This window comes from Hymenobacter wooponensis, from assembly GCF_004745865.1.
GTDB lineage: Bacteria > Bacteroidota > Bacteroidia > Cytophagales > Hymenobacteraceae > Hymenobacter > Hymenobacter wooponensis.
The window spans coordinates 511,446-535,821 of record NZ_SRKZ01000004.1 but is presented as its reverse complement, the minus strand read 5'-3'; the positions used below and the strand labels follow the sequence as shown (position 1 = coordinate 535,821).

At 54.4% G+C, this 24,376-nt stretch carries 14 protein-coding genes and 2 tRNA genes; 13 read left to right on the top strand and 3 right to left on the bottom strand.

Translation table 11 applies throughout. From position 1 onward, the window contains the following. Positions 1 to 72: 72 nt before the first annotated feature. Together EU557_RS15875 and EU557_RS15870 are read right to left on the bottom strand one after the other, a co-directional pair. Positions 73 to 4,146: a T9SS type B sorting domain-containing protein gene (locus EU557_RS15875; RefSeq protein WP_167855237.1), complete on the bottom strand. Its 4,074-nt coding sequence runs from the start codon at positions 4,144 to 4,146 to the stop codon at positions 73 to 75. A gap of 145 nt (positions 4,147 to 4,291) precedes the next feature. Next, positions 4,292 to 6,364 carry a GEVED domain-containing protein gene (locus EU557_RS15870; RefSeq protein ID WP_167855236.1) on the bottom strand — a complete coding sequence of 691 codons (2,073 nt, stop codon included), beginning with the start codon at positions 6,362 to 6,364 and terminating at the stop codon, positions 4,292 to 4,294. A gap of 380 nt (positions 6,365 to 6,744) precedes the next feature. On the opposite strand from EU557_RS15870, the gene EU557_RS15865 reads away from it, so the two are divergent. Beyond that, the gene (locus EU557_RS15865) at positions 6,745 to 7,551 is read left to right on the top strand and encodes an SDR family oxidoreductase (RefSeq protein ID WP_135531438.1); all 807 of its coding nucleotides are present in this window, start codon (positions 6,745 to 6,747) and stop codon (positions 7,549 to 7,551) included. Positions 7,552 to 7,668: 117 nt separating this feature from the next. Here EU557_RS15865 and EU557_RS15860 read toward each other — a convergent pair whose 3' ends face one another. After that, complete coding sequence (locus EU557_RS15860) at positions 7,669 to 8,193, bottom strand: SH3 domain-containing protein (protein WP_135531437.1); 525 nt, start codon at positions 8,191 to 8,193, stop codon at positions 7,669 to 7,671. A 281-nt stretch (positions 8,194 to 8,474) separates the two neighbouring features. Between EU557_RS15860 and EU557_RS15855 the strand changes: the two genes are divergently transcribed. From EU557_RS15855 to EU557_RS15800, 12 genes are all read left to right on the top strand, one after another. Then, positions 8,475 to 8,547, top strand: a tRNA-Lys gene (locus tag EU557_RS15855). Positions 8,548 to 8,827: 280 nt separating this feature from the next. Next, entirely contained in the window at positions 8,828 to 9,241 is a 414-nt protein-coding gene (locus EU557_RS15850; RefSeq protein ID WP_167855235.1) for a hypothetical protein, read from the top strand. Between the two features lie 279 nt (positions 9,242 to 9,520). Next, positions 9,521 to 9,593: transfer RNA gene (locus tag EU557_RS15845), tRNA-Lys, on the top strand. Positions 9,594 to 9,826: 233 nt separating this feature from the next. Then, the gene (locus tag EU557_RS15840; RefSeq protein ID WP_135531435.1) at positions 9,827 to 10,645 is read left to right on the top strand and encodes an SDR family oxidoreductase; all 819 of its coding nucleotides are present in this window, start codon (positions 9,827 to 9,829) and stop codon (positions 10,643 to 10,645) included. A gap of 1,263 nt (positions 10,646 to 11,908) precedes the next feature. Continuing rightward, positions 11,909 to 15,118, top strand: coding sequence for a T9SS type A sorting domain-containing protein (locus EU557_RS15835; protein WP_135531434.1), 3,210 nt, complete (start codon positions 11,909 to 11,911; stop codon positions 15,116 to 15,118). Between the two features lie 371 nt (positions 15,119 to 15,489). Further along, complete coding sequence (locus EU557_RS15830; RefSeq protein WP_135531433.1) at positions 15,490 to 16,206, top strand: PD-(D/E)XK nuclease-like domain-containing protein; 717 nt, start codon at positions 15,490 to 15,492, stop codon at positions 16,204 to 16,206. A gap of 229 nt (positions 16,207 to 16,435) precedes the next feature. Continuing rightward, positions 16,436 to 17,035, top strand: coding sequence for an RNA polymerase sigma-70 factor (locus EU557_RS15825; protein ID WP_135531432.1), 600 nt, complete (start codon positions 16,436 to 16,438; stop codon positions 17,033 to 17,035). A 70-nt stretch (positions 17,036 to 17,105) separates the two neighbouring features. After that, positions 17,106 to 17,831 (top strand): head GIN domain-containing protein, encoded by a 726-nt coding sequence (locus EU557_RS15820; protein WP_135531431.1) that lies wholly within the window; start codon positions 17,106 to 17,108, stop codon positions 17,829 to 17,831. Between the two features lie 72 nt (positions 17,832 to 17,903). Next, complete coding sequence (locus EU557_RS15815) at positions 17,904 to 20,309, top strand: TonB-dependent receptor (protein ID WP_135531430.1); 2,406 nt, start codon at positions 17,904 to 17,906, stop codon at positions 20,307 to 20,309. 14 nt (positions 20,310 to 20,323) lie between these two features. Beyond that, on the top strand, positions 20,324 to 21,154 hold the full coding sequence (locus EU557_RS15810) for a DUF4249 domain-containing protein (RefSeq protein ID WP_135531429.1): 831 nt from the start codon (positions 20,324 to 20,326) through the stop codon (positions 21,152 to 21,154). 112 nt (positions 21,155 to 21,266) lie between these two features. Next, complete coding sequence (locus EU557_RS15805; RefSeq protein ID WP_135531428.1) at positions 21,267 to 22,337, top strand: FecR family protein; 1,071 nt, start codon at positions 21,267 to 21,269, stop codon at positions 22,335 to 22,337. 43 nt (positions 22,338 to 22,380) lie between these two features. Further along, positions 22,381 to 24,135, top strand: coding sequence for a DUF4974 domain-containing protein (locus EU557_RS15800; RefSeq protein WP_135531427.1), 1,755 nt, complete (start codon positions 22,381 to 22,383; stop codon positions 24,133 to 24,135). Positions 24,136 to 24,376: the final 241 nt, after the last annotated feature.

The following is a 24,376-nucleotide window of genomic DNA, read 5'->3' as shown; positions in this document are numbered from 1 at the left end:
AGTAGCTGTAGAGAATAAAAAAGGCGCCGCCCGGCCATTGCCGAACGGCGCCTTGCGCTGGGTTATTGCCACTTACTTAGCTATTTCAAACCAGCCTTTGTAGGTGGTGCCATCCTGCAGTTTAAACAGGTAGTAGTACATACCAGCCCCCTGATCTTGTCCGCCATAGGTGTTGCGGTAGTTGGTGGTGGAGTAGACTTCCTTGCCCCAACGGTTGAAGATGGTAAAGGTATTGTTGGGGTATAGTGCTACATTATCGATGGTCAGCACGTCATTTTTACCGTCGCCGTTGGGCGTGATGATGTTGTAGAAGGCAAGCGGGTTATTGAAGTTCACGCAGGCATCGTTGGAGTTAGAGGTACGGGCCGTAGCATCGGTACTGATGGCTTGCACCCGAAAACACTGATTGAACCCCACGGCACTTGTTGGCAACGTAAGCTGCAGAGTAGAGGCCGGAACGGTTCCTACCACTTCGGCCCCGCCGTTATCAGCCATCCGAAGTACCCGGTATTCCTTCACCGTAAAGCCCTGATATGCCGTCCAGCTAACCTGAGCCTGGCCTACATTGCGTCCGCCCGTGCTTTGCGTAGCAGTGGCTTTGGTTAGGATGGTGGTGTGCTCCTGACTATTAAGCACGGTGCCACAGGCATTGGTTAGGTCGATGCGGTACTGATAGGCTTTAGCATCCGCATCTACTGCGTTATCCGTAAACGTGGTGGCAGTGTTAGCAGTGTTGCCTACGGTGGTGTATGCTCCCGTACTACCCGCGTCGCGGCGCAGAATCTGCACCCGGTTGCCGTTGCCGGTATTGTTGGGCACATTCAGCGCCAGCGTAATCTTACGGTCGTCACCTACTTCCACCGAGGCGGTGTTCAATGCCACTGTTGCGTTGTCTGGTCGGATAGTGAATGTGGCGGCGCAACTGGTGCTGGTGGTTTCTGTCACGGAAAGCGTAGCGGTAGTTGTGCCAGCCGGAATATCAACTCGCACGGCGCTGGTGCCTTGCCCACTGGTGATAGTGCCGCCCGTAATGGTCCACGCGTAGGCGCCACCGGCCACCGAAGTAGCCGCGTAGGCCAGTCCGGTGCGTGACTCGGGGCAGTAACTGGCGGGGCCCGTTATAGCTAATGGCGGCACTACCAGGAAAGTTTTGGTGTAGGGCTGGCCTACGCACCCGTTGGCATTCGTTTCCCGAATAGTAAGGGTGTAAGCCGCAGCGCTGGCTGCTGGGGTGGGCAGGGTAATGGAGTTGCCGTTGCCCGTAACCGCCGCCCCATTTAAGGTAAAGGCGTAGGTAGAGGTAGTTGCGCCAGGCAGCGAGAAGGTGATGTTACCAGTGCCCGCACAAATGCGGCTCGGGCCCGCAACAGCCAGGTTAGTAGCCGGCGAAGGCAGCACGTTTACGTAGAGCGTATCGCTCTGCCCAAAGCAGCGTCCGCCGGTGGGGTTGCTCGACTCAGTAACCACCAGCTTTACTAGGCCAGTACGGGTCCAGTTTACCTGCACCGACGCCTGATTGGTGCCTACTTGGGTGCCACCAATGATCTGCCAGGCGTAGGTAGAGCCGTTGGTGTAGCTCGTCTGATAGGTGAAGGGGCCATCGGAGAGGCATACTTGCAGCGGGCCAGTGGGTTTTTGAGTGGCCAACTGCTGATTCACGCGTACAGGTAGCGTCACGGTATCAGAAGAGCAACCCAACGTATTCAGCTGGAAAGCTTTTACCGAACCCGTGGAGGTTGCCGCTCCCCAGTTTACAGTGATGGCACTGGTACCTTGCCCGCTAGCAATAGTACCACCCGTTACCAGCCACTGATAAGCCGTGAAACGAGAGTTCTTGATGCCATAGGCCACTCCCTGAACTGTTGGGCACACCGAAACGCTGCCTTGGATGCTATCAGCCTCGGGGCGCGGATTGACAGTAACCGTCACGGTGCTGGTAGCAGGACAGGTTTGTGCCGCGCTGGCCGTGAGTACGAACGTGAGCGTCAGTGGGGCCTGCGTGCGGTTAGTAGCCGTGAAGACCGGTTGAGCCGCGGAAGTGTTGCTGAGGCCAGGAGCGGGGCTCCACTGATACGTATACCCTGGCAAGGCCGGAGTACCCAACGTCACACGCTGCCCGTCGCACAGGGTGGCGTTTGGGCCAGCGTTGGCTACTGCGGGCGGATTTACTGTAACACGTACCGTACCCGTAGCGGAGCAGCCTTCGGCCGTAGTAGCAGTAAGCGTGAAGGTGTAGGCCTGTCCGGCAGTAGCGGTAGTGGGTATGGTGAATACCGGCTGGGCGGTTGTTGTGCTATTGAGGCCAGGAGCGGGGCTCCACTGATACGTATACCCTGTTATAGCTGCGGCCCCCAGCGTAACTGTGCTGCCGGGGCAGGCCCCCTGGTTTGCACCCGCGTTAGCAACGGCGGCCGGGTTTACGGTGACGGTCGTTTGGCGCGAAGTGGTGCACACCCCAGTGGTTGAGGTAACCGTATAGGTGGTAGTTTGAGTAGGCGAAACAGAAATGCTTGGTCCAGTAAAGGTCTGTCCACCGCCCGTCCAGGTATAGGTGCCACTGCCAGAAGCAGTAAGAGTAGTGGTGCTGCCCAAGCAAATGCTCACACTAGGCGACACTGCCAGAGTGCTGGCGGGGCGCAAATCAATGTTGCGCACTACTGAGTCGGTGGCGCAGCCAAAGGCTGAAACCCCACGCAAAACCACTCGGCCTACTCCGCTGGAGCCCCATAGTACCTGTACCGAGCTACCCGTGTTAGAGCCTTGAATAGTGCCGCCGCGCACAATCCAGGTATAGCTACTAGCTGCTGGCCCGGCCGCAGTGTAAGCAAACGCCTGGCTCCGGTCGCAGACTAGCGTGTCTCCGTTGATGCGGTTTGGCCCGACGGCCTTGGTGACGTAAATCTGAAAGATATCGGCCACACTCTTCGCCCCGCAGGCCACATCCGTGGCCGTTACTACTACATCATAGGGTGTAGCTCGGGCATTACCGCAGCGAGTATTAAATGTAAACTGTGTGTTCACGCGTCCTCCGGTGCCCTGAATGGTGGCGCTACCCGTAGGATTTCCCGGGACGACCGTACCAGCATTACCCCCGAACGTAGCGTCGTAGCCACCAGGGCCATCTAGAAGCACACTGTTCGCTTTCAGGTTGATGGGGTTGCCATCCGGATCAGTAGCCGCTAATGCGAAGTTTACTGGCTGGCCTTCCTGCACGGTATAAATATGCGTGGCCTGGGAGGCTGAGGTGAAAGCGGGTGAATTGTTAGCCGGGCAGGTTCTGACCACCAGCTGTATTTCGCGGCGGGTAGAGCCAATTAATACTTCCGCCCCATTAATGGTTCGGTATTCCTTCACTTCCACAGCCACTACGTAAGCTCCCAAACGCGGCGCGGCGTAGCGGCTTAAGCCGTTGCTGGCGTTTAAGTAAGCATAGCTTCCAGGCCCGGGCCCAAAAGGGTTGGTTTGGCTATAGCCTGTGCTATACGGAACGGTAGGTGGAGTGCCCTGAAAGACTGCGGGCAAAATAGCGCCTCCGCCCGTCTGCGTACCACCATAGGGACGGCTGAAGGAATAAATAAGCCGGTCGCCATCAGGATCAACGGCGTTATTAACCAGAATGCTGGTATCGCCCTGGCAAATTACTGCTACTGCAGTATCCGAGAAAGTAGGGGAGGAGTTGGGCAGCAGTGGCGGCGCCATTTCCACGTAAATCTGCTGAGCATACTGGTCTGAATTCAGCAGGTTTGTGATGCCAGCATTACGGTTTCCATCGCTATACACCGCATAGTATCCATCAAACGAAACTGGCAGGTTAACAATGGTTTCGTATCGGCAGAGGCGAACCAGTAATGATTGCGTGCCTGGGGTAGTACAACCGCCCGGTTGAGCTGGGGTGATGATGTTATTACTAAGCCGAGGTAGCGTGAGGCGAGTAATTAGATTGCCGTTCTGCGATTTGTTGTAGAAACCGACTTCAATAGCCTCCCGTCCAGCCGCAACCTGTGAGGTACTGGGGTCGGCATTCACGTAGATGAGTACCGTTACGCGGTAGCGATACCGGGCACTACTAGGCCCATTGGCGTCTAAGTACCGGTAACTCATCTCTCCTCCTAGCAGATGGGTTGCTGCCGCAGGTAATGCTCCCATCACCAAAAATAGTAGTACTAGAAGGCAGCTACGGAGTAAAGCTGTTCGCATAGAAAAAGGAAAACATAATGAAGAGTAGGCTCCTCTAGGCCAGTAGGTTCTAACCGGAGGTGGGAGCCACGAGGTATTAAGGAGGCTTAGCTAACTAGTTGCGAACCAGACGGCGCACTGCAGTGTGCCCATTCGGGCCCTGCAAGCGTAGGATATAGAGGCCGGTTGGGAGGCTACGCACATCAAGGTCAGCATCTTGTGCGGGTTGCAGCCGCAGGGTCGTGTCCAGTACCCGCATGCCCACTAAGTTTTCAATGTGCACGGTATAGCGCCCAGCGGCTGTTGCATCCAGCAAGCGCACATGAGCTTGATCAGCACTCACTGGGTTTGGAAACACTTCTAGGCCAGTCAGCTCTTTAGCAGTGGCTGCTGCCGTCACGGGCGCCGTGATAGCTACAGTGTAATCTTCAGTTTCGGCATTGACCTGGTTCAGCTGGCAGGCACTCGTCTGGTTGGCGTTCAGCCGGGCCATCACGCGCATGCGGGTGAAGCCAACCAGCGTGGCTTGATTAGGCACTGGAAAGGTGATGGAAGAGGGGTTGTTTCCTATGGTAGAAGCCACTAGTTCACCCGTTGAGAAAGCGCCATCCCGGTTCCAATCAATCCAGACGGAGGTATACCGCTGCGAAGTGCTGTTGCTCGACACACTGAGGGTGAATGTCTGCCCCAGCTTTAACGGCACCCGCTGGTTTACATAGTTGCCATACCCATTAGCATCAGCCCCAGAGGTATTGCTGAACAGGGTATTGTTTGAGGCGCTCAGCGTCACGTTAGTAATCCAGAAGTTCTGGTTTTGCCCCGTGGAAGTGCAGTATTGAAAGCAGGGCAATACCACAAGCACATAGTCGGCTACGGTTTTCGTTTGGGCCCCTATGGCGTTAGTTGCCGTCAGCGATATCGCATAGCTACCCGCTGCGGTGTACTGGTGGCTAGGATTCTGTAGGGTGCTGGTAGTACCATCACCGAAGTTCCAAAGCCATTGGGTAGGTACATTTTGGCTTTGATCAGTGAACTGCACCGTAGTTTGGCAGCTGCCAGCCACAAAGTTTGAAGTAAAGTCGGTGGCTGGGGCACTACTATTGGCCTGCAGCGTGATAGTGTAGTCTTCGGCTTGGCCGTACTGCACGCCTCCACAAGCCGTAAACGGCGAGCCTACATAATCAGAAACTACCCGCAGCCGCAGGGGCTGGTTTAGAGCCGTGGAGCTAGGGACCAAGAGGGTACCGCTAGGGTTGATCGTGTTCAACGCCTGGTAAATCAGCTCCGACGCCGTAAACGTCCCATCATTGTTCAAGTCTAGCCATACCCGGGTATCTTGAGCCGAAGTTGGGTTCGTGGTGATGCTAATGGGGTAGCGGTTGCCTACCGTGAGTGTAGCTTTGCTAGCGCAAGTGAAATCTTCATAGCCAGCTTGCCCATTGGCTGAAGTCTTGGTGAGAGGGCCTAGCGTAAATTGGGTAATGCCGTAATTGCAGCAGTAGGCTTGGGTTTGTGGGGTGCAGGCTGCAGCCACTGGCACCGCGCTGTCGAAGGTGATGTAATTGGTGCGGGTCCGGGTGTTGCTGCCGTTACCATTAGTAGCCGTTAGAGCTACCGTGTACGTGCCGCCAGTGGTGTACTGGTGGCTAGGATTCTGTAGGGTGCTGGTAGCGCCGTCGCCAAAGTTCCAAAGCCAAGTGGTTGGTGCATTCTGGCTTTGATCGGTGAATTGTACCGTGCCGGAGCAGGTCTGGATAGGGGCCGCTACAAATTCAGCAACCGGAGCAACTGTGCTCACACTGGGCAGCACAGAGTAGTCCTCCGTCTGTGAATATAGAGGGGTCGAACAAGGCGTAGGAATAGGGGAGTTGGTATAGTCGGCCGCTACGCGTAGGCGCAGGCGTACTCCTGTGACAGTAGTGAGCGGAAGCCGGATAGTACCCGCATGCGTGCGTGAAGCATTAGAGCTGAAAACTAGCTCCGTAGTGGTGTTGAAGGTCCCATCGTTATTAAGGTCAATCCACACGCGCACATTCTCATCGGCATTGGTATTGGTTTTAATACTGATCGGAACATCAGTACCTACTAACAGCGCCGCAGTATAGGTGCAGGAATAGTCCTTGTAGCCTTCCACATTACCCAATGTGGTGTTATTAATGCCTGCCAGCGTAACGTTGAAAATGCCCATGACAAAAGCAGCGTTAGTAGCAGGGGCCGAGCCTGGGGTACAGGCGCTGGCTGCCGGTGGGCACTGAGCCAATGCACTGGTTGAAGTCAGGCCAACAAAGAGAAAGAAGAGGGGTAGCCAGCGGCTTAATATGCCCCAGGGAGCACGTAAAAGTTGGGTCATAGAAAGTCGATAGAGCTGCGAAATAGGAGAACTTAAATGTAGGAACAACGACGCGCAAAATACAATACTCTGAGTCGGTAGTTAGAGGGTATAGCTCAGTTGTTTTCGTCCGCAAGATGCAGGCGTAAACGAGACGTAAGCCCCAAGTCTGCTGCAAATATTTGCTGTAGTTTTGCATCTTCTCCGGCTGGCAGTGTAGTCCAGCTCTCCTTCCCCTCATGAAAGATAAAGTAGTACTTATCACGGGCGGTACCTCCGGCATTGGCCGGGCCACAGCCCTGGCATTTGGCCAAGCGGGTGCCCACGTAGTTGTAACCGGCCGCGACGAAGCCCGCCTGCAGGACACCGCTCAGGAACTAGCTCGCTTAAATATCAGCCACCGCACGGTACGTGCCGATGTAGGCGTGCAGGAAGAGGCACAACGCGCCGTTGAGGAGACCGTGGCCGCTTTTGGGCGCTTAGATGTACTCATTAACAACGCCGGTATCAGCATGCGGGCTCTCTTTCGGGATGCCGACTTGGCGGTAATTGAGCGCCTGATGCAGACTAACTTCTTCGGTACTGTGTACACCACGAAGTTTGCCCTGCCGCACATTACCAAACTGAAAGGATCCGTTGTAGGTATTAGCAGCATTGCCGGCTACCGGGGCTTGCCAGGACGTACAGGGTATTCGGCTTCTAAATTTGCCATGCATGGCTTTCTGGAAGCACTTCGGACGGAACTCCTCCCGCAGGGGGTACACGTGCTACTAGCTTGCCCAGGCTTCACGGCATCTAATATTCGCAACACCGCACTAGCTGCCGATGGCTCCCAGCAGGGCGAGTCGCCTCGCGATGAGCAGAAGATGATGAGCAGCGAAGAAGTAGCCGGCTACCTGGTAGATGCAGTGCGGCACCGCCGCCGCGACTTGGTTCTCACCGGCCAGGGCAAGCTGACTGTGTTTCTGAATAAATGGCTGCCAGGCCTCACCGATAAGCTTGTGCTGAACCATTTTCGCAAGGAAGAGCCTGACTTTAATGTGTAAATGTACCTAGCTCGAACGAAGCAGGCCTAGGCCACTGTAGGTAGAGGTAAGCACAGAAAAGTCCCACAAGAGAAGCCTAGGCCTCACTTGTGGGACTTTTCTGGTTATCGGTGGTCATTACTGAACCAGCAGCAAATCGGGGCGCCGGATATAGGCGTCCTGGCCTTGCCACTTAACTCGGTACCAGATATCCTGTTGGCTCTGCACCTCAAACCGGTCGCCAGCGGCGGCTGTGGTTAGCCAAGCAGCGCCGGCTGAGGGGCCTGCCATTAGGGCCGCGTGCGGACGTGCCACTAGGCCTATTCGGGCGGGAGCCAATAAATTAAGAAAAACAGTAACGCCTAACAGATACACCCCATACATGGTCCACCATACCTTGCCAGCTGTTTTCCGGCGTACCAGCAACAAGGTACCAATCACTACTGCCACGGCCAGTAACGCTTGGAGCAGCCGGTTGTAGTAACGCTGAAAAGTAATGGCCAAGCTTTGACGCCATGTATCCGGGTAGCCAGTTAGGCGATTAGCTTGAGCCAGCGCCACCATTTTGCGCCAATTAGCATGCCGGGGCGATCCAGCTTGTGCTACGCTCAGATAATATAAAGCCGCTGGATAGTGGCCTAAGCCCTCCTGCACGTAAGCCATACGGAGCAGTTGCCGCGCCGATTGTTGCTCCTGGTGTTCCCGAATTAAGCGATACTGCCTGTAGGCTGGAGCAACTTGCCCTGCCTCGAACAAAGAATCTGCTGTTTTTAAAGCCTGATTAACCGGTTGGGCCTGAGAAGCTTGAATGCAAAACCCGCAAAGCAGGGCAAAAAAGCAGAAAAAAATAGCGCGTGTTTTTTGCAAAACGTTTGGAGTATATAGAGTAGCCCACTACTTTTGTGCCACAATCAGCGAAAAACGTTCGCCGTTGCAAAGAAAACGATTCTGTAGCTCAGCTGGTAGAGCAATACACTTTTAATGTATGGGTCCTGGGTTCGAATCCCAGCGGAATCACTTCAAAAGCCTCTGACAACCGTCAGGGGCTTTTTTTATTTGCCAATATGTTGGCTGCGCAGCATCCGTGAGCACGCACCTATGAACTTATTGGCTCCTGCATTAACCTAGGAATAGGCGTTTAGCAACGCTTTGCAAGCCCTGTTTCTTATGTATTGTGCATGTACATATAGCTAAAAGTGCTGCTGTTCGGCTTGTCGCAGGGTAGGGGAGTGGTTAACTTCGTTTGTTGGTCTAGCATAAATCATTGGCGCTAGCCCCCGATTTTAGCTTTGTTTACATGCCTTTTCTAGCCAGTTCACTGTATTTTGAGAATGCAGTAGGAAAGTTGTACGAACAGGCGGACAGCTATGCGTTCGTACAGTACAAGTCGGGTAAGCGAGCCTTCCCCGACTTGCAAGCCTTTCTTACGCATCTGGCCCAGCTACTGCGCCGCCGGGGCTGGTACAAGATGTTGACCGATCAACGGCAGATGTCGCAATTCACGCAAGAGGAGCGGCTATGGATCCGGGATACATGGTTAACGGGACCCCAAGCAGTAAGCCACGAACTACTGGCAGCTGTTCTACTGCCCGAAGACGTATTTGCTCGTCTATCAATGAAGCTAGTGATGAACGAGACGCGGGAAGGCATCTTGGTCTATCATATCTTCGGCGACGAGCAGGAAGCAGCCGCGTGGTTGCGCCGCATTTAGCCGATATCTGAGCAGCTGGGTGCAGGCGTAGGTTTGGGCACGATGGAAGCTATACCGCCTCGTTGACTTACCGATTGGGAGGAAATAGTATAAGCGAGAAAATATTTTTCCATTTTTTTACTCTGCTCTACCTTCTGTTTTTGAGCTTTTTAGGAGCTGGAATAGGCAGTTAATGGCCCCACTCAGATCATTTAATGCAAAGCAAGACTTGCACAAGCCGAATTGACCTTCTACTTTTGCCATCCCTTCCACGGAGAACACCACCGAACAAAGGGAAACGATTCTGTAGCTCAGCTGGTAGAGCAATACACTTTTAATGTATGGGTCCTGGGTTCGAATCCCAGCGGAATCACTTCAAAAGCCTTGTTTGCAAGTAGCAAACAAGGCTTTTTTATTTACTGATCCGAGTCAGTTGATGTCAGGCTTAGTAGGATTTCGCAAGTTGTGAAGCAATGCATAGCAAAGGGTGATTGCATAGGTTAGCTAGGCCACTAGCCCAGCATGCTAGGCCTTCCGGCTTACTTTTTTGTAACCCAGAAGCGCGTATGGTAGTCTATAGAGCAACCATTAAAGTTGCTCTGAGCTATGTCTACATCTGCATCAACCCAACGTCTTCGCAATCAAATTGCCCTCGTAACGGGCGGAAGTTCCGGAATCGGGGCTGGAGTTAGTCTCGCTTTGGCGGCTGAAGGGGCTACCGTAGTCGTAAACTATTCCCATAGCCCCGAGGGGGCTGAAGAGGTAGTAACTTCTATTGAAAAAGCTGGTGGTAAGGCTGTCGCTATTAAATGTGATGTGAGCCAAGAAGCTGATGTGCAAAGCATGTTCGCCCAGATTAGAGAGGAGTTTGGTACGCTTCACATCTTGGTAAATAATTCCGGTATTCAGGAAGATGCCCCATTCCTCGATATGACGCTTGAGCAATGGGAGAAAGTAATAGCCGTAAATCTAACGGGGCAGTTCTTGTGCGCCCGCGAGGCCGCCCGAGAATTTATTCGCCGCGGGCCACAGCCCGAAGTTTCGGCCGCTACGGGAAAAATTATCTGCATGAGTTCAGTGCATGAGGTGATTCCATGGGCCGGTCATGTAAACTATGCTACCAGTAAAGGGGGGATTATGCTATTGATGAAAAGCGTTGCCCAAGAACTCGCCCCACACAAAATCCGGGTTAACAGTATTGGGCCCGGCGCTATCAAGACTCCTATCAACAAAGAAGCCTGGGATACGCCCGAAGCCGCCGAAAAACTACTAACCCTAATACCATACGGCCGAATTGGTGAACCCTCCGATATAGGTAAAGCTGCAGTATGGCTGGCCTCTGATGAGTCGGACTACGTTACGGGTGTTACTCTTTTTGCTGATGGAGGCATGACGCTCTACCCTGGCTTTGCCTCAAACGGATAGCGCGTTATGGCTTAGTATTCGCTTGTTTAAATGAAGAGAAAAGCTACGGATTGCCCGTAGCTTTTTTTATGCCCTCGACTACCTAACCTGTACAATATGCTTAAGCCCTGCATTGTCTGTAGCAACGTAGGTTATCTAGGATGGATCATAAATCTGGGGTATGACTGCTCTTAACCTGACTTTTAAGGGGTAACTATACGAGCAGAGAGGAAATTATAATTATAGAAGATATTGTGGCCTAATGTACTCTATATCGAAGTCTAAGTATCAAAATAGGTATTTGGATATTTTCGGTACTAGGCCATTTGCGTATTGGGAATTAGCTGTCAATACAAGATAGGTACTGCTGTGCCTAGAGAAGTTAATATACTGCTTTACAGTTTCTATTGGTGTACGAAGACGAATTATTATAAGTAGGTACATGAATATTGATTTACTGGCATCTCTCATTCATACTGTTCAGCTTTATTGCTCGTGTACGAAGTAAGAATATATCAGTAGTACACAATAAAATGAGTTTGCTGCTTGAATGCTATATTATAAATTCAATATCAATGAAAAATAATAAGTATAGACATTATGAATAAAATCATATTGTGAGGGTATGAGCTCTTGCGGAAAAGTGATAGAAAAAGGTTGCATTTAGGGCCTGTATATGCTTTAAATGGCTGTTAGACAGAAATATTAAATATTTTTCAAAGCACGGGTACTTGGGTTAGTACTTTTATATATCTTTGTGCAGAGACCAGTCTGCAATAAAAGTTCAATAGACAGTAAAATACTATGAACTTAGTAATAGTGAAATAATGCAAATTTTGCGTTGTTTCATTAAAACAAGCAGGGAGTAGCAGTAAAGGCTTACCGCTACTTGCTTTAACAGGCAAGCATCCCTCAAAAATCAGATTACTGCGCTTCAAGATGAATGTCCTTAATGCGCAAAAGGACATTTATCGCCTCATTAGAGGCAGAGAAAAGGGAGGGAATGAGAATGACGGCCGAGTGCACGACTCGGTAAACAGCCAAAAAATTAAGCTGTCTGATTAACAGGGGGGTTAACCGGGATTGTAAAAAGCCAAGTTGCTGGCTGCTGATTTAAGTCTTGCTGCTCTATTTAGCATGCAAGGTGTTGACTTGAAGGGCATTGTACTTTTTCGGTGGCATCCAGCTACCACAACCTACACAACCTACGCTCGGATCAGCGATCCGCAACCCCACAAGCTGGAGCTGCTGCGCCTCCGTGTCCAAACACCTAACCATTAACTAATGGCAAACTCTTTCAAGCCAATTTCTTTGCTTACCTCGCTGGTAAGTTTCTTTTGGGCTGTTACTGCTTATGGTCAGCAAACAGCTTCTCGCGTCGCAGTTACCTCCATTAGCCCTAGTGTTTTCACAGGTCAAGACTATTCACCTTGGTTGAATGACGACTTGAGTAGTTTGGTACAGGAAGTATGGATGCCCATCAACTCCCAGTACATTGATGTAACACTAAAGCTAACCCAGCAAACGAACGTTACTCAAATTCGTTTGTATGATCATCAGGGCGTTTTTACGGACAATCCAGCTACTGTATATGCTCTATACGGAACCCAAAAAGTTTTGTTGGGGAAATTTACGGGTGAGCAGTATTTGCAATGGGTAGACATGTCGGTTAGTCCCGCAGTGCCAGCCGATGCTATCATCATTCACAAGATTGGAAATAACATTCCGCAGAAAGTTCAGGTGTATGGCGTAGCATCTACTATTGCACCAACTTACACTAACCCAGTCTCGGTACAGTCCGTTATCAACTTTGGTGCTTTAGGTACGAAAATCATTGGTGCTGCACCTTTTGCTCTTACGGCCACCAGCAACAATACCAACTCGCCAATTACATTCACCTCTTCTAATCCAGGGGTGGTATCCGTCTCGAACAGCTCGGGGCAGTGGATGGCAAGCCTAGTAGCTATTGGTACTGCTACTATCACGGCATCACAGGCCGCTAGTGGCTCGTTTACGGCTGCAACCAATGTGGCGCAGCCCATTACAGTGCAGCCAGTGCCTACAGTAATACCAGTTCCTACTCAAACTAATGGCATTGCCCGTGAGCGTAAGCTTAAGCAGCAGTTTGCAGTAAATGCCTTTGAATGGGATGTAGAAGATCCTAACCGCCCGTGGGAGGTTGATCCTCTTCGTTTACCTGCTATAAAGAAGTTCAGCGGCATCCGTCACTATCTTGATTGGGAGCGTTTGGAGGCGAAGGAAGGTAGCTATACCTTCAACCCAAGCTATAACGGTGGCTGGGGCTACGATGAAATGTACGCCCGTCTTAAGGCCGAAGGGGTGGAAGTACTGGCCTGCATCAAGACCGTTCCTAGCTGGATGCTGGCCTCCTGGCCGGAGTCAGAGCGTGACAGCGAGAACGTGCCCGTTCGGTATGGCAATGACTTCGGAAAGCCTACCTCTTATATAGAGCAAGCTAAATTGGCCTTCCAGTTTGCCGCCCGCTATGGCAGCAACCCTAACGTGAATCCCAGCCTGCTCAGCGTAAACAGCACGCCCCGTTGGACGGGAGATGGTGTTAACCAGGTGAAAATTGGCCTGAACCTGATTCAGTACATGGAGTGCGACAACGAGCGCGACAAGTGGTGGAAAGGTGCAAAGGCTTACCAGAGCCCCGCTCAATATGCAGCAAACCTCTCCGCTTACTACGATGGCCACAAGAACACTATGGGCCCCGGCGTAGGCGTAAAAAATGCTGACCCCAACATGCAAGTGGTAATGGCAGGCCTAGCTGCTCCAGATCCCAACTATGTAAAGGGCATGATTGAGTGGTGTAAGCAAAACCGCGGCTATAAGGCCGATGGTAGCGTGAACCTCTGCTGGGACGTGATTAACTATCACGTGTACTCTAACAACGATAATTGCTCCCAGACGGGAACCTCAACGCGCGGTCAAGCTCCTGAAATTTCGGGTGCTGCCATTATCGGGCAGAGCTTCATGCAAATGGCCCGAGACTATGCTGGCAGCATGCCGGTTTGGGTAACTGAAACTGGTTTCGACACGAACCAGGGTAGCCCCCTCAAAGCCATTGCTGTCGGTAACCGCTCCATTGTAGAAACTCAGGCCGACTGGATCCTGCGTACTTCTCTGATGTATGCTCGCTTAGGAATTGAGCGTAACTTCTTCTATCAGCTCTATGATGATAACCCCGGTAGCTCACAGCAGTTTGCCACTATGGGTTTGACTAACGCTGACCGTACTCCACGCCTGGCTACGCAGTACCTCAACCAGACCAATCAATTGTTGGGGGAGTACGTGTTCAAACAGACGCTGAATGCTGACCCTATTGTAGACCGCTACGAGTTAAATGGCAACTCTGCCTATGCGCTGGTAGTACCAGACGAAAAAGGCCGCACGGCGCAGTACACCCTGAATCTAGGAACAGCTACCTACGCCGATGTATACCGCCCAACCAGCGGTGCCCAGTCGATGACGCCACAGCGCGTGACGCTGCAGAACGGCCAGCTGACGTTGCAGGTAACGGAAACGCCGATGTTCGTAGTAGTTGCTGGCACCACCGCGCCAACCCCAACTCCTACACCAACGCCTACCCCCACGCCTGAGCCGACTCCCACGCCGACACCAACCCCTACGCCTGTTCCGACAGTTTGCTCTGCTACCGGCACTATTCTGCGTGAGCAGTGGAACAACGTGAATGGCAAGAACATCAGCAATATCCCCGTCCAGAACACGCCATCGAGCACCAGTCAGCTCACTATCTTCGAGAGCGACCGTAATATTGGAAACAACTACGGTGCCCGTATTCGTGGCTACATCTGCGCTCCGCAGACGGGTAACTACATCTTCTGGATTGCCGGTGATGAAGCTACAGAACTCTACATCAGCTCCGATGATAACCCTGCTAATAAGAAGCGTATTGCCTTCTCAAGCAGCAGCACGGGCTGGAGAGTATGGAATAAGTATGCTTCGCAGCAATCGGCTCCGGTAGCTTTAGTAGCTGGCCGCCGGTACTATGTGGAAGCTCTGCACAAGGAGCAGGTTGGCGACGACTACGTATCAGTTGCCTGGCAACTGCCCAGCGGTGCCATGGAAGGTCCAATCCCTGGTCGCTACCTGTCGCCCTTCATCCCAGGGGCTAACCTGACTGCCAGCAGCTCTTCGAATGCTACCCTGTCTGGTATGCCAGAGCAGAAGGTAAGCATGGGTGCCGCTAAAACGGAGCTCGTAGCTTTCCCAATGCCCGTCACCTACGAAAGCGTTATCGAGTTTACGTTGGCCAAGGCAGGTAATGCAACCGTCGAAATCTTTGATATGCAGGGCCGTCGTTTGCAGCAGGTATACGCCGGAACAATGGAAGCTGGTGTAAGCCGTCAGGCACTTCTTAAAGCTTCTAGTTTGCCCACTGGCACCTACATTCTGCGTCTGACTACCGAAACAGAAGTTCTCAACCAGCGCATTGTAGTAGCTAAGTAACTCCTCAGCTCGGTAGAGCTACAGTGTAAGCCCCCACTCCATGCTTCGATAGTTTATCGGAGTTACGGAGTGGGGGCTTTCGTTTGTTCAAAAACTGATGCATGTGCTGCGGGTGGGGAGTGGCCTAGCAAAGTGCGGAAAGCACCTCATGCTTTTGGAGGCAAGCGGTTATAGCAATAGTTGATTGGCATAGCGGATACGGACTTTAAATCATCTGCTTGAGCATGCGCTAGGCCATATCCTGGGGCTATGAGGTAGCACAGGTGGTGCCCGTGCGGCGGTGCTTACCAAGAAAATCCGTATACTCCTGATTCAAAGCCTGCCTTTCTTGTTTTTCGGAGCCTTTTTGTGGGCTCTGCTGTTCTAGTTTCGTGATTGATTCCACTGCTACTGCCACTCCGCGGCCCGATCTGCTGCGCATCCCATACGACGATTACCGGGCTCTGCCTGCCATAGCCAATTCCGATTTGTCTCGGCTGCGTGATGCTTTATATGGGCGTCCGCCACGTCCTGTTACGTCTAACTCTGGGGCGCTAGGCCTGGGTACGGCGTTTCATACGGCTCTACTGGAGCCTGAGCTGTACGAACCTGGCTTGCCCGGCATCAACGATACCCTCATTTGGTGGATGGTAGACGGCGTGAAGCTCAACGCGGAAGTAAACCACTTATTAGAAGTTGGAACCCCTGAGCCAAGCTGCATCTTCACTGAACCTACGACCGGTACGCTCTGTAAGCTCCGTGCCGATTTGGTTATTGACCGGCCGGGAGAACCCTACACTATAATTGACTTTAAAACCACGCTAGCCCGCGACTACAGCCATTTCGTGGCGCAGTGTAGCGGCTACGACTACGACCGTCAGGCAGCCTTCTACTCCGATGCGCTACGCGCCGACCGGTTCCTACTGGTAGGAGTGCAAAAGGTAGAGCCCTTCGAGTTATTTGTGTTTGAAGTGCCCCCGCATATGCTGGCCGAAGGCCGGGCCAAATACCAGCGTCTGCTGCGCCTGTTGCAACCCGATGTAGTAGTGCCTACTGCCGTGGCCGGGGCCGTGCGAGATGTACGTGACTCCCTCACGAACGGCGAGTAAGGCCAAGTAGGGGAAAACGTACTTCGCTCAGCCGCCTAGGCCACTTTGCAAGCCCCAACGCGATTCTTTCGCGTTGGGGCTTGGCCGTTGTAAGCTACCTGCTGTACAGAAATGAAGTAGTATAAGAACAAGACTATACTAAGCAGCGGCTATATTATGGCGGGAACTGTAGCTTTGCAGGGCGAAAGTGGCCTAGCGCCACCCCAGATACCACCCGTTCTCCGCGGTTATGTCCGAAGTTGCTACTCATGATGCGCTTGAAACCCGGCTGGCGGAGCTGCAGCGCGCCAATGGGGAGGCCTTTATGGAATTGCTCTTTCGGCAGTTTTACCGGCCGTTGGGCAATGTGGTATTCCGGGTGGTGCAGGACCGGGCAGTGGCAGAAGACGTGCTGCAAGACGTATTCATGCGCATTTGGAACAACCGCGAAACGCTGGTCATCAGTACCACTTACAAAGCCTATTTGTACAGCGCGGCTCTGAACGCCGCCGTGCGCTATCAGCAGCGCCACCAGCGGCAAGTGGCCTGGGACGATGCCAGCGTGCCTGATATGGGCGCCAATACCACTGCCGAGCAGCTAGATGGGCAGGATGCCGAGCATGCTATAGCTGCTGCCTTGGCTACGCTGCCGCCGCAGTGCCGGGCCGTGTTCTTGCTGAGCCGGCAGGAGGGGCTTAGCTACCAACAGATTGCCGAAACCCTGGACGTGGCACCCAAAACCGTAGAAAACCAGATGGGCAAGGCTCTGCGGCTCATGCGAGAACACCTCAAAGGGCTTTTTGCAGGGTTGATAATCATCGTGTTAGAAATATTTTCAACTTTTTTTTGAGCCGGCGTAGGGGTACGGGGCAGGTTATGACTCCTATAAGCAGAACCTAACCACATATCTGCTTACCGCTATGAAAACAAACTTGCTCTCCCTCATGCTCTCGTCGGCGCTCCTGCTGACTGCTTGCGACAACAGCATCACGGGCCCTCGGGTACGTGGCACGGGCCCCACCGAAACAGAGGAGCGCACCCTCAGCAGCTTCAACCGGGTGGAGATGAAAATTGACGGCGAGGTTATCCTGACGCAGGGCCCGCAGCAACAGGTGCGGGTAGAAGCCCAGCGCAACATTCTGGAGGTGCTAGAAACGGAAATCAGTGGCAACGAGCTGCAGATTGAGTATAGCCGCGTGAACGTCCGCGACCATGACCCCATCAAAGTCTACATCACGGTGCCTTCGCTCTCGGAGGTGCAGGTATCGGGCTCGGGTAAGGTGCGCAGTGGCTCCCCATGGTCGGCTTCTAGTTTTGAGGTAAAAGTGTCGGGCTCGGGTAATGCGGAGCTGGACTTCGCGCAGGTGACTGGCCTACGCACCAACATATCGGGCTCGGGGGAGGTGAAGCTGAGCGGCGCGGCCCAGAGCCACAGCATCAGCATTAGCGGCTCGGGGCGGTTGGCAGCCTATGAGTTGAACACCCAAGATACCGACGTGTCAATTAGTGGCTCGGGGCGGAGCTACGTGCTGGCCTCTCGTACCCTCAGCGCCGATATCAGCGGCAGCGGGTCGGTGTATTATCGCGGAGAACCCAAGGTGAATACGCGCATTTCCGGCTCGGGTAAAGTCATTGCCGATAAGTAAGTCTCTTCTATCTCACTTTCTGACATAGGCTTTCCCAACTGGTTTCCGCAGTTGGCCAGGAAGGCTACGGCTATGAAAACACGTATAAAATCAGCCTTGTCCTTGAGCTTGGCCACCAGCTTACTACTCGCCGCACAACCCGCCCTGAGCCAGACGGGCGGAGCAGTAGGCACCGGCACTCCGGCCGCGGGCAACGCCACGCTCAGTGGCTACCTGCTCGACGCCACCACGGGCACCCCGCTTGTGGGGGCCTCCGTGTTTGTGCGGGCGTTGAGAACCGGAGTCAACACCGATGAGAAAGGGTTCTATAGCCTCCCATTGCCTCTAGGCCAGCACGTCGTTACGTACCAAGTATTAGGGTACGCTTCGCGCAATGAGCAAATCAACCTGACCAGCAACCTCACCCGGTCTCCGCGACTGGCTGCGCAAAACCTGCAAACACAAGAAGTGCTCGTGACCGGTAGCCGCGCCGAAGACCACGTGAAGAAGACGGAGATGAGTGTGAACCAGCTCGACATGAAAACTGTGAAGCTCATGCCGGCTCTACTGGGTGAGGTTGATGTGGTCCGCAGCATTCAGTTGCTGCCCGGTGTGGCCACGGTAGGCGAGGGGGCTACGGGGTTCAATGTGCGCGGCGGGGGCATCGACCAGAATCTGGTGCTCATGGATGAAATGCCCGTGTATAATGTCTCGCACCTGTTTGGGCTGTTTTCGGCTTTCAACCCCGATGCGGTGCAGGATATGAAGCTCTACAAGGGCGGCATTCCGGCTCAGTATGGCGGGCGGCTCTCGTCGCTGCTGGATGTGCGCCTGCGCGACGGGCATCAGGCCGAGCAGGTGAAGGTAAACGGGGGCATTGGGTTGATATCGAGCCGGCTGGCAGTGGAGGCACCACTTATTAAGGACCGAACTTCGGTAGTGGTGGCGGGCCGGCGCTCCTACGGCGACCTGCTACTCAAGCTGGTGCCGGAGCAGCGCGACAACCAAGCCTACTTCTACGACCTCAGCCTGAAAGTTAACCACCGCATCAGTGCCCGCGACCAGCTCCAGCTAACCGGCTACCGGGGCCGCGACGCGTTTAACTTCGCCAACGTCTTTAAAAATAACTGGGGCAATATGGGTGGCACGGCCCGGTGGCGCCACGAGTTTTCGCCTCGCCTGCTGGGTAACTTCTCGGGAGTGGTAGCCCAGTACGATTACGAGTTGGGCGTACCCAGCGGCACACAGGCTTTCAACTGGTCGTCCAAAATTCGCAACTATACCGGCAAAGCCGACTTCACTTACCTGCTCAATGACCGAAATACGCTGTCGGCGGGAGCAAGCGGGACGCGCTACCAGTTCGAGCCTGCCACTGTGAAGCCCCTGAGCGCGGAATCTATATTCGGAGGGCTGAAAGTAGACGAGCAGCAGGCCGGGGAATATGCAGCTTACCTAGAAAATGAGCAGACTATTTCGCCCCGCTTACAGGCGCAGTATGGCCTACGGGTGTCGGTGTTTGATTTCCTGAGCAGCGGCACGCCCATTCTGGAATATGCTGGCACGCTAGGCCAGCATCTGGAACCAGTAAACCCGCGCACCTACCGCAACGGCGAGGTAGTGAAACGCTACGCTAACTTGGAGCCCCGGGCCTCGGTGCGCTACACCCTCACCGAAACCAGCTCCCTGAAGGCCAGCTACAACCGTACCGCGCAATACATCCATCTGGTATCTAACACCACCGCCGCCTCACCCCTGGATGTTTGGACGCCCAGCACCAACAACATCCGGCCGGAGCGCGCCGACCAGGTAGCCTTGGGGTACTTCCGCAACCTGGGAGGAGAGGCCTACGAGGCCTCCGTGGAGGTGTTCGGCAAAACCATGGATAACCAGATCGACTACGTGAACGGAGCCAATGTGCTTCTGAATAAGAACATGGAAGGAGAGCTGCTCTATGGCCGTGGCCGGGCCTATGGCGCTGAGTTCTTCGTGAAGAAAAACCAGGGGCCCCTGACCGGTTGGGTGAGCTACACCCTCTCGCGCTCCGAGCGGCAGATTAACGGCATCAATGCCGACCGTTGGTACCCCAACAAGTACGATAAAACCCACAACCTCTCGGTGGTAGGCCTCTATACCCTGAGCCCACGGCTTTCCGTATCGAGCAACTTTAGCTACAGCACCGGCGTGACAACCACCTTCCCGAACGCGCGCTTCGTGTACGAAGGGTTGGTGGTGCCCGTGGTGAGCGGCGATGCCCGCAACAACTACCGCATACCGGCCTACCATCGCCTCGACCTAGGCGCCACGCTCAAAAACCGGCCTAACCCCAACCGGCGCTGGCAGGGGGAGTGGGTATTCTCCATCTATAACGTGTACGCCCGCCGCAATGCCTATGGCATTTATTTCCGGCAGAACGAAGACGATGCGCGCAAAACAGAGGCCGTGCGCCTCTCGGTGTTTGGCTCGGCGCTGCCCTCGGTTTCCTACAACTTCAACTTCTAACGGCTCTGCTGCTCATGCTTGTCTGCTTCCGATTATCCTTCGTTTTCTTCCTGCTGACCGCTGCGCTTAGTAGCTGTACCGATGTTATTCCGATTGACCTGCCTACGGCGGAGTCTGAACTGGCCGTAGAAGGCACAGTTACTGATCAGCCCGGCCCGTACACTGTCCTGCTGACCCGCACGAGCGGCTACTTCAACGATCAGCCTTCTCCTGCCGTGCGCGGGGCTCAGGTTATCATTACTGATAATGAGGGCGCGGCCGACACCCTGCGCGAGACGGAGCCCGGCCGCTATCAGACCCACCGCCTGCGCGGCAAAATTGGCAACACTTACCTCCTGACCGTACGCACGGAAGGGGAGGAGTACCGGGCCGCGACGGAGATTAAACGCGTGCCACCCATCGACCGCCTTGAGCAGCAGCATAAGGTGAAGGAAGCTGGTTGGAAGGACGGCTACTATGTGCTGTACAACGGCCCGGAACTACCCGGCGTCGGCGACTACTACCGCTTTAAGCTGTACCAGAACGACACCCTACGCAACAAGCCTGATGAGCTAATCGTCCGCGATGATGCTTTATATGACGGCAAGTACATCAGCAATGTGGAACTGACGGATCGGCCCTTCCGCGTAGGAGACAAGGTGCGCGTGGAGGCGCTTTCTTTGCCCCAGGACTACTATTACTTTCTGAACGAGATGTTCACGCAAATAAACAATGTAGGCCTGTTCTCCTCACCGCCATCTAACGTGCGTACCAACGTGCTAAACCGCAACGCCAGCGGCCCCAAAGCCGTCGGGTATTTTGCTGGTACGGCCGTGCAGTCTGCCACCATTACCATTCAGCCGTAGAGGTTCGTACGCAAGCAGTGTCACCGCTCGGCTGCTTGTGTACTGAGCCTCGCCTTAGCAGGCCGTACGTGTGAAATGCAAATTTCACATTACTTTCAGCGGCGAATATTCTATGCTCCACCTCTCTTCCGATACAGAAGCCCCCTGGGAGTTACTGGCCAAACATTTGGCTGGGGAGGCATCTGCGTCGGAACAACAGGAGCTGCACCAGTGGCTGGTCGCCCAACCCGACCGCCTCCGTCTGCTCACGGATGCTACCCGGGCCTGGGAGCGTGGCGGCTCGTTGCCGGATGAGTTTACGGAAGCCGATGTTGACCAAGCTTGGCAGCGGTTTAGCGCGGCCACTGGCCTAGCGGCTCCGGTAGCTCCGCCTGCGGCAGCACCAGCGCCAACTGGAGGGAAGGTGGTGCCGATGTGGAGTTCGGCCCAGCCCTGGCTACGGGCAGCGGCGGCCATTTTACTGCTGGTGGGCGTGTGGGCAGTGGCTCGCAATTTCTACTCTGAGCGCCTGACGAGCCAAAACATAACCGTAGCGGCTGGGGCCGAACGCCGCCAGATCACGCTGCCCGATGGGAGTAACGTGTGGGTGAACCGCAACTCTACGCTCAGCTACGCCGCCGACTTCAACCAGGCAGAACGGGTGGTGCAGCTGCAGGGTGAGGCCTTCTTCGAGGTGAAAAAAGACCATGACCGTCCCTTTGCGGTAGTAGCGAATGATACCCGCACGCGGGTGTTGGGCACTTCCTTTAACGTGCGCGCCTACGCTTCCGAAGACTCCGTGGAGGTGGCCGTTGTCACGGGCCGCGTGGCCTTTAGCCCCACTCGCCACCGGCTGGGCATCCCTGACTCGGTGGTGCTGACGCCCGGCTTACGCGGCGTAATCCGGCAGCTTACCCCCACGGCCGCCGTGCAGAAGCCCATCACCGACCCCAACTTCCGGGCGTGGCAGCAGCAGGAGCTGGTATTCGACAACCAGACCCTTGGGCAAGTGGCCCAAACCCTCTCACGTTACTACGGTACGCCCGTGGCCCTCAGCACTCCTGGCTTAGCCCAGTGCCGCTTTACGGGCACCTTCCACCAGGCCAAATTGCCCCAGGTGCTGCACGTAGTTAGCCTCTCAACCAACCTGTCGGTGCGCCAGACCGCCGATGGCTATACGCTTGATGGACCAGGCTGCCAGTAGCAGCCAGTTCTTCTCATCTCTGACTTTTACTTACTGATTTGCTATGCGCAACCGCATATGCCTGGCCCTTGGCGTGTTTTGCACGCTCGCCGGCACTCCCTCGTTTGCTCAGGTACGCACTGGTTCCGTAATGGAGCGCAAGGTGACCGTAACTTTCAATCAAGCCCCGCTCGAATCGGTATTGCGCACCCTGCACCGACAGTACGGCGTGCGCATCTCCTACAGCAATACCGCCCTAAATCTGCGGCAGCCGGTTACGCTCAGCGTGCAGAACCAACCTTTGCGGGCCGTGCTTGATCAGCTTTTGCGCGACAAAAACATTGGCTATGAGCTAGTGGGCGACCAGATAGTATTGCACCCAGCGCCGGCCAAGCCCCGCTCTGCACCCAAGCCTACCACAGGAGTCCCTACTATCAGCAAAGCCGCCACCGATCGAGCCGCTGGCAATGAGCCCGCAACTCCTACGGCTAGGCCTAATAAGGCAGCGGCCTCGCAGAATAAGCAGCCGGCAACTGCTCAAAAACCAACTGCCGCCCCAACTACTGCAACAACCCACCCTAAGCCCACAGACCCAAAAGCGCCAGCCGCAAACGATGCGCCCCCGGCCACTCCTATAAGCAAGCCAGCCGCTGGGCCCCAGGTTGACTCGGCTGCCACGGTGAAGGCAGCGCAACTCCAAGACTCGGTGGCTACGGCAGTTGAGGCCCCAGCTGATAACAGGCCTACGTACACAAAAAAGGCGCAGGTATCGTTTTTTGGGCCGTTGGGCTCGAATGGTCTGCGTAGCGGGCAGACCGTGAATACGCTTTCCTTGAATGTACTGGGAGGCTATGCAACCGGAGTTGAAGGCTTTGAAGCAGCCGGCCTCATTAACGTAGACCGAGATACGGTTTCGGGAGTGCAGGTAGCTGGGCTGGCCAACGTAGTAGGCCGCCATTTGAATGGCTTTCAAGGAGCTGGCTTGCTGAACGTACTAGGTGGGGAGGGGAAAGGCTGGCAGGCAGCTGGGCTCTCCAATATTGCCACCCGCCCCATAGCCGGAGTGCAAACGGCTGGCTTGTTCAATTATGCGGGTCCGGCCAAAGCCCCAGTTACTGGCCTAGCCACCGAAGCGGCAGCACCCACTTCCGCGTCGCCGAAAACGCTGCAGGCGGCGGGGCTATTTAATCTGTCTCTGCATGAAGTGCATGGGACCCAAGTGGCAGGTTTATTAAACGCCGCCGGCACGGTGCATGGCCTACAGCTGGCCGGGCTGGTTAACATAGCCGATTCGGTAGATGGGGTGAGCATTGCGCCGTTCAATTTAGTGCGCCACGGCTACCATCGGTTTGAGGTGACCAACAGCGAAACGTGGCCAGTAGGGGCCAGCCTAAAACTAGGTGGTTCGGCTGCCTTCTATACGTTCTTTGCGGGCGCCTACGATGGGTTTGGCAGCGGGCAGCGGCGCTGGGCCCTGGGCTACGGCGTAGGAACCGAGGTGTTGGCCCGGCACCGCATCAGCGTTAACCTGGATGCCGTATCTCTCCATGTAAATGAGGAGCAACAAGGCTGGACGCCCGACCTCAACCTGCACAATCAGCTGCGCCTGCTAGTAGGCATAGCCCCATTGCGGGCTGGCGGGCACTTGCGCATCGTGGGAGGTCCTACTGTGAGCGTCCTCGTTACACAACGCTTTGATACCGCTGAGCAGCGCGTGTACTCCAACCTAAGCAGTGGCCGCAAGCTCTGGCTCGATGAGGGAAGCTCCCGGACGCGCGTACTGGGATGGGTTGGCTATAGCGTAGGTCTCCGGTTTTAGCACTAGGCCACCTCAGGCTACTTTATATAGAAGGACTAAGAGGTGGCCTAGCCCTACCCAGCAGCGGCTAGGGGCATCTATCCTATAAAACGCCTCCAGACGCTGAGTAAGGCAGTTATGAACTACGGAAGTATTGCGGTTGAAAAATTAATTCGTGAGTTAATTAGGATAAATAATTTACGTCTTTTATACTTGTATACATCTGACGAAAACCAGACCTCAATAATGCGTCACTTCCGCA

Excerpts from the sequence above, each read along its gene's own strand:
- EU557_RS15875 (WP_167855237.1), bottom strand. The coding sequence starts at position 4,146 with ATGGGAGCATTACCTGCGGCAGCAACCCATCTGCTAGGAGGAGAGATG.
- EU557_RS15870 (WP_167855236.1), bottom strand. The coding sequence starts at position 6,364 with ATGGGCATTTTCAACGTTACGCTGGCAGGCATTAATAACACCACATTG.
- EU557_RS15865 (WP_135531438.1), top strand. The coding sequence starts at position 6,745 with ATGAAAGATAAAGTAGTACTTATCACGGGCGGTACCTCCGGCATTGGC.
- EU557_RS15860 (WP_135531437.1), bottom strand. The coding sequence starts at position 8,193 with ATGGCTTACGTGCAGGAGGGCTTAGGCCACTATCCAGCGGCTTTATAT.
- EU557_RS15850 (WP_167855235.1), top strand. The coding sequence starts at position 8,828 with ATGCCTTTTCTAGCCAGTTCACTGTATTTTGAGAATGCAGTAGGAAAG.
- EU557_RS15840 (WP_135531435.1), top strand. The coding sequence starts at position 9,827 with ATGTCTACATCTGCATCAACCCAACGTCTTCGCAATCAAATTGCCCTC.
- EU557_RS15835 (WP_135531434.1), top strand. The coding sequence starts at position 11,909 with ATGGCAAACTCTTTCAAGCCAATTTCTTTGCTTACCTCGCTGGTAAGT.
- EU557_RS15825 (WP_135531432.1), top strand. The coding sequence starts at position 16,436 with ATGTCCGAAGTTGCTACTCATGATGCGCTTGAAACCCGGCTGGCGGAG.
- EU557_RS15820 (WP_135531431.1), top strand. The coding sequence starts at position 17,106 with ATGAAAACAAACTTGCTCTCCCTCATGCTCTCGTCGGCGCTCCTGCTG.
- EU557_RS15815 (WP_135531430.1), top strand. The coding sequence starts at position 17,904 with ATGAAAACACGTATAAAATCAGCCTTGTCCTTGAGCTTGGCCACCAGC.
- EU557_RS15810 (WP_135531429.1), top strand. The coding sequence starts at position 20,324 with ATGCTTGTCTGCTTCCGATTATCCTTCGTTTTCTTCCTGCTGACCGCT.
- EU557_RS15805 (WP_135531428.1), top strand. The coding sequence starts at position 21,267 with ATGCTCCACCTCTCTTCCGATACAGAAGCCCCCTGGGAGTTACTGGCC.
- EU557_RS15800 (WP_135531427.1), top strand. The coding sequence starts at position 22,381 with ATGCGCAACCGCATATGCCTGGCCCTTGGCGTGTTTTGCACGCTCGCC.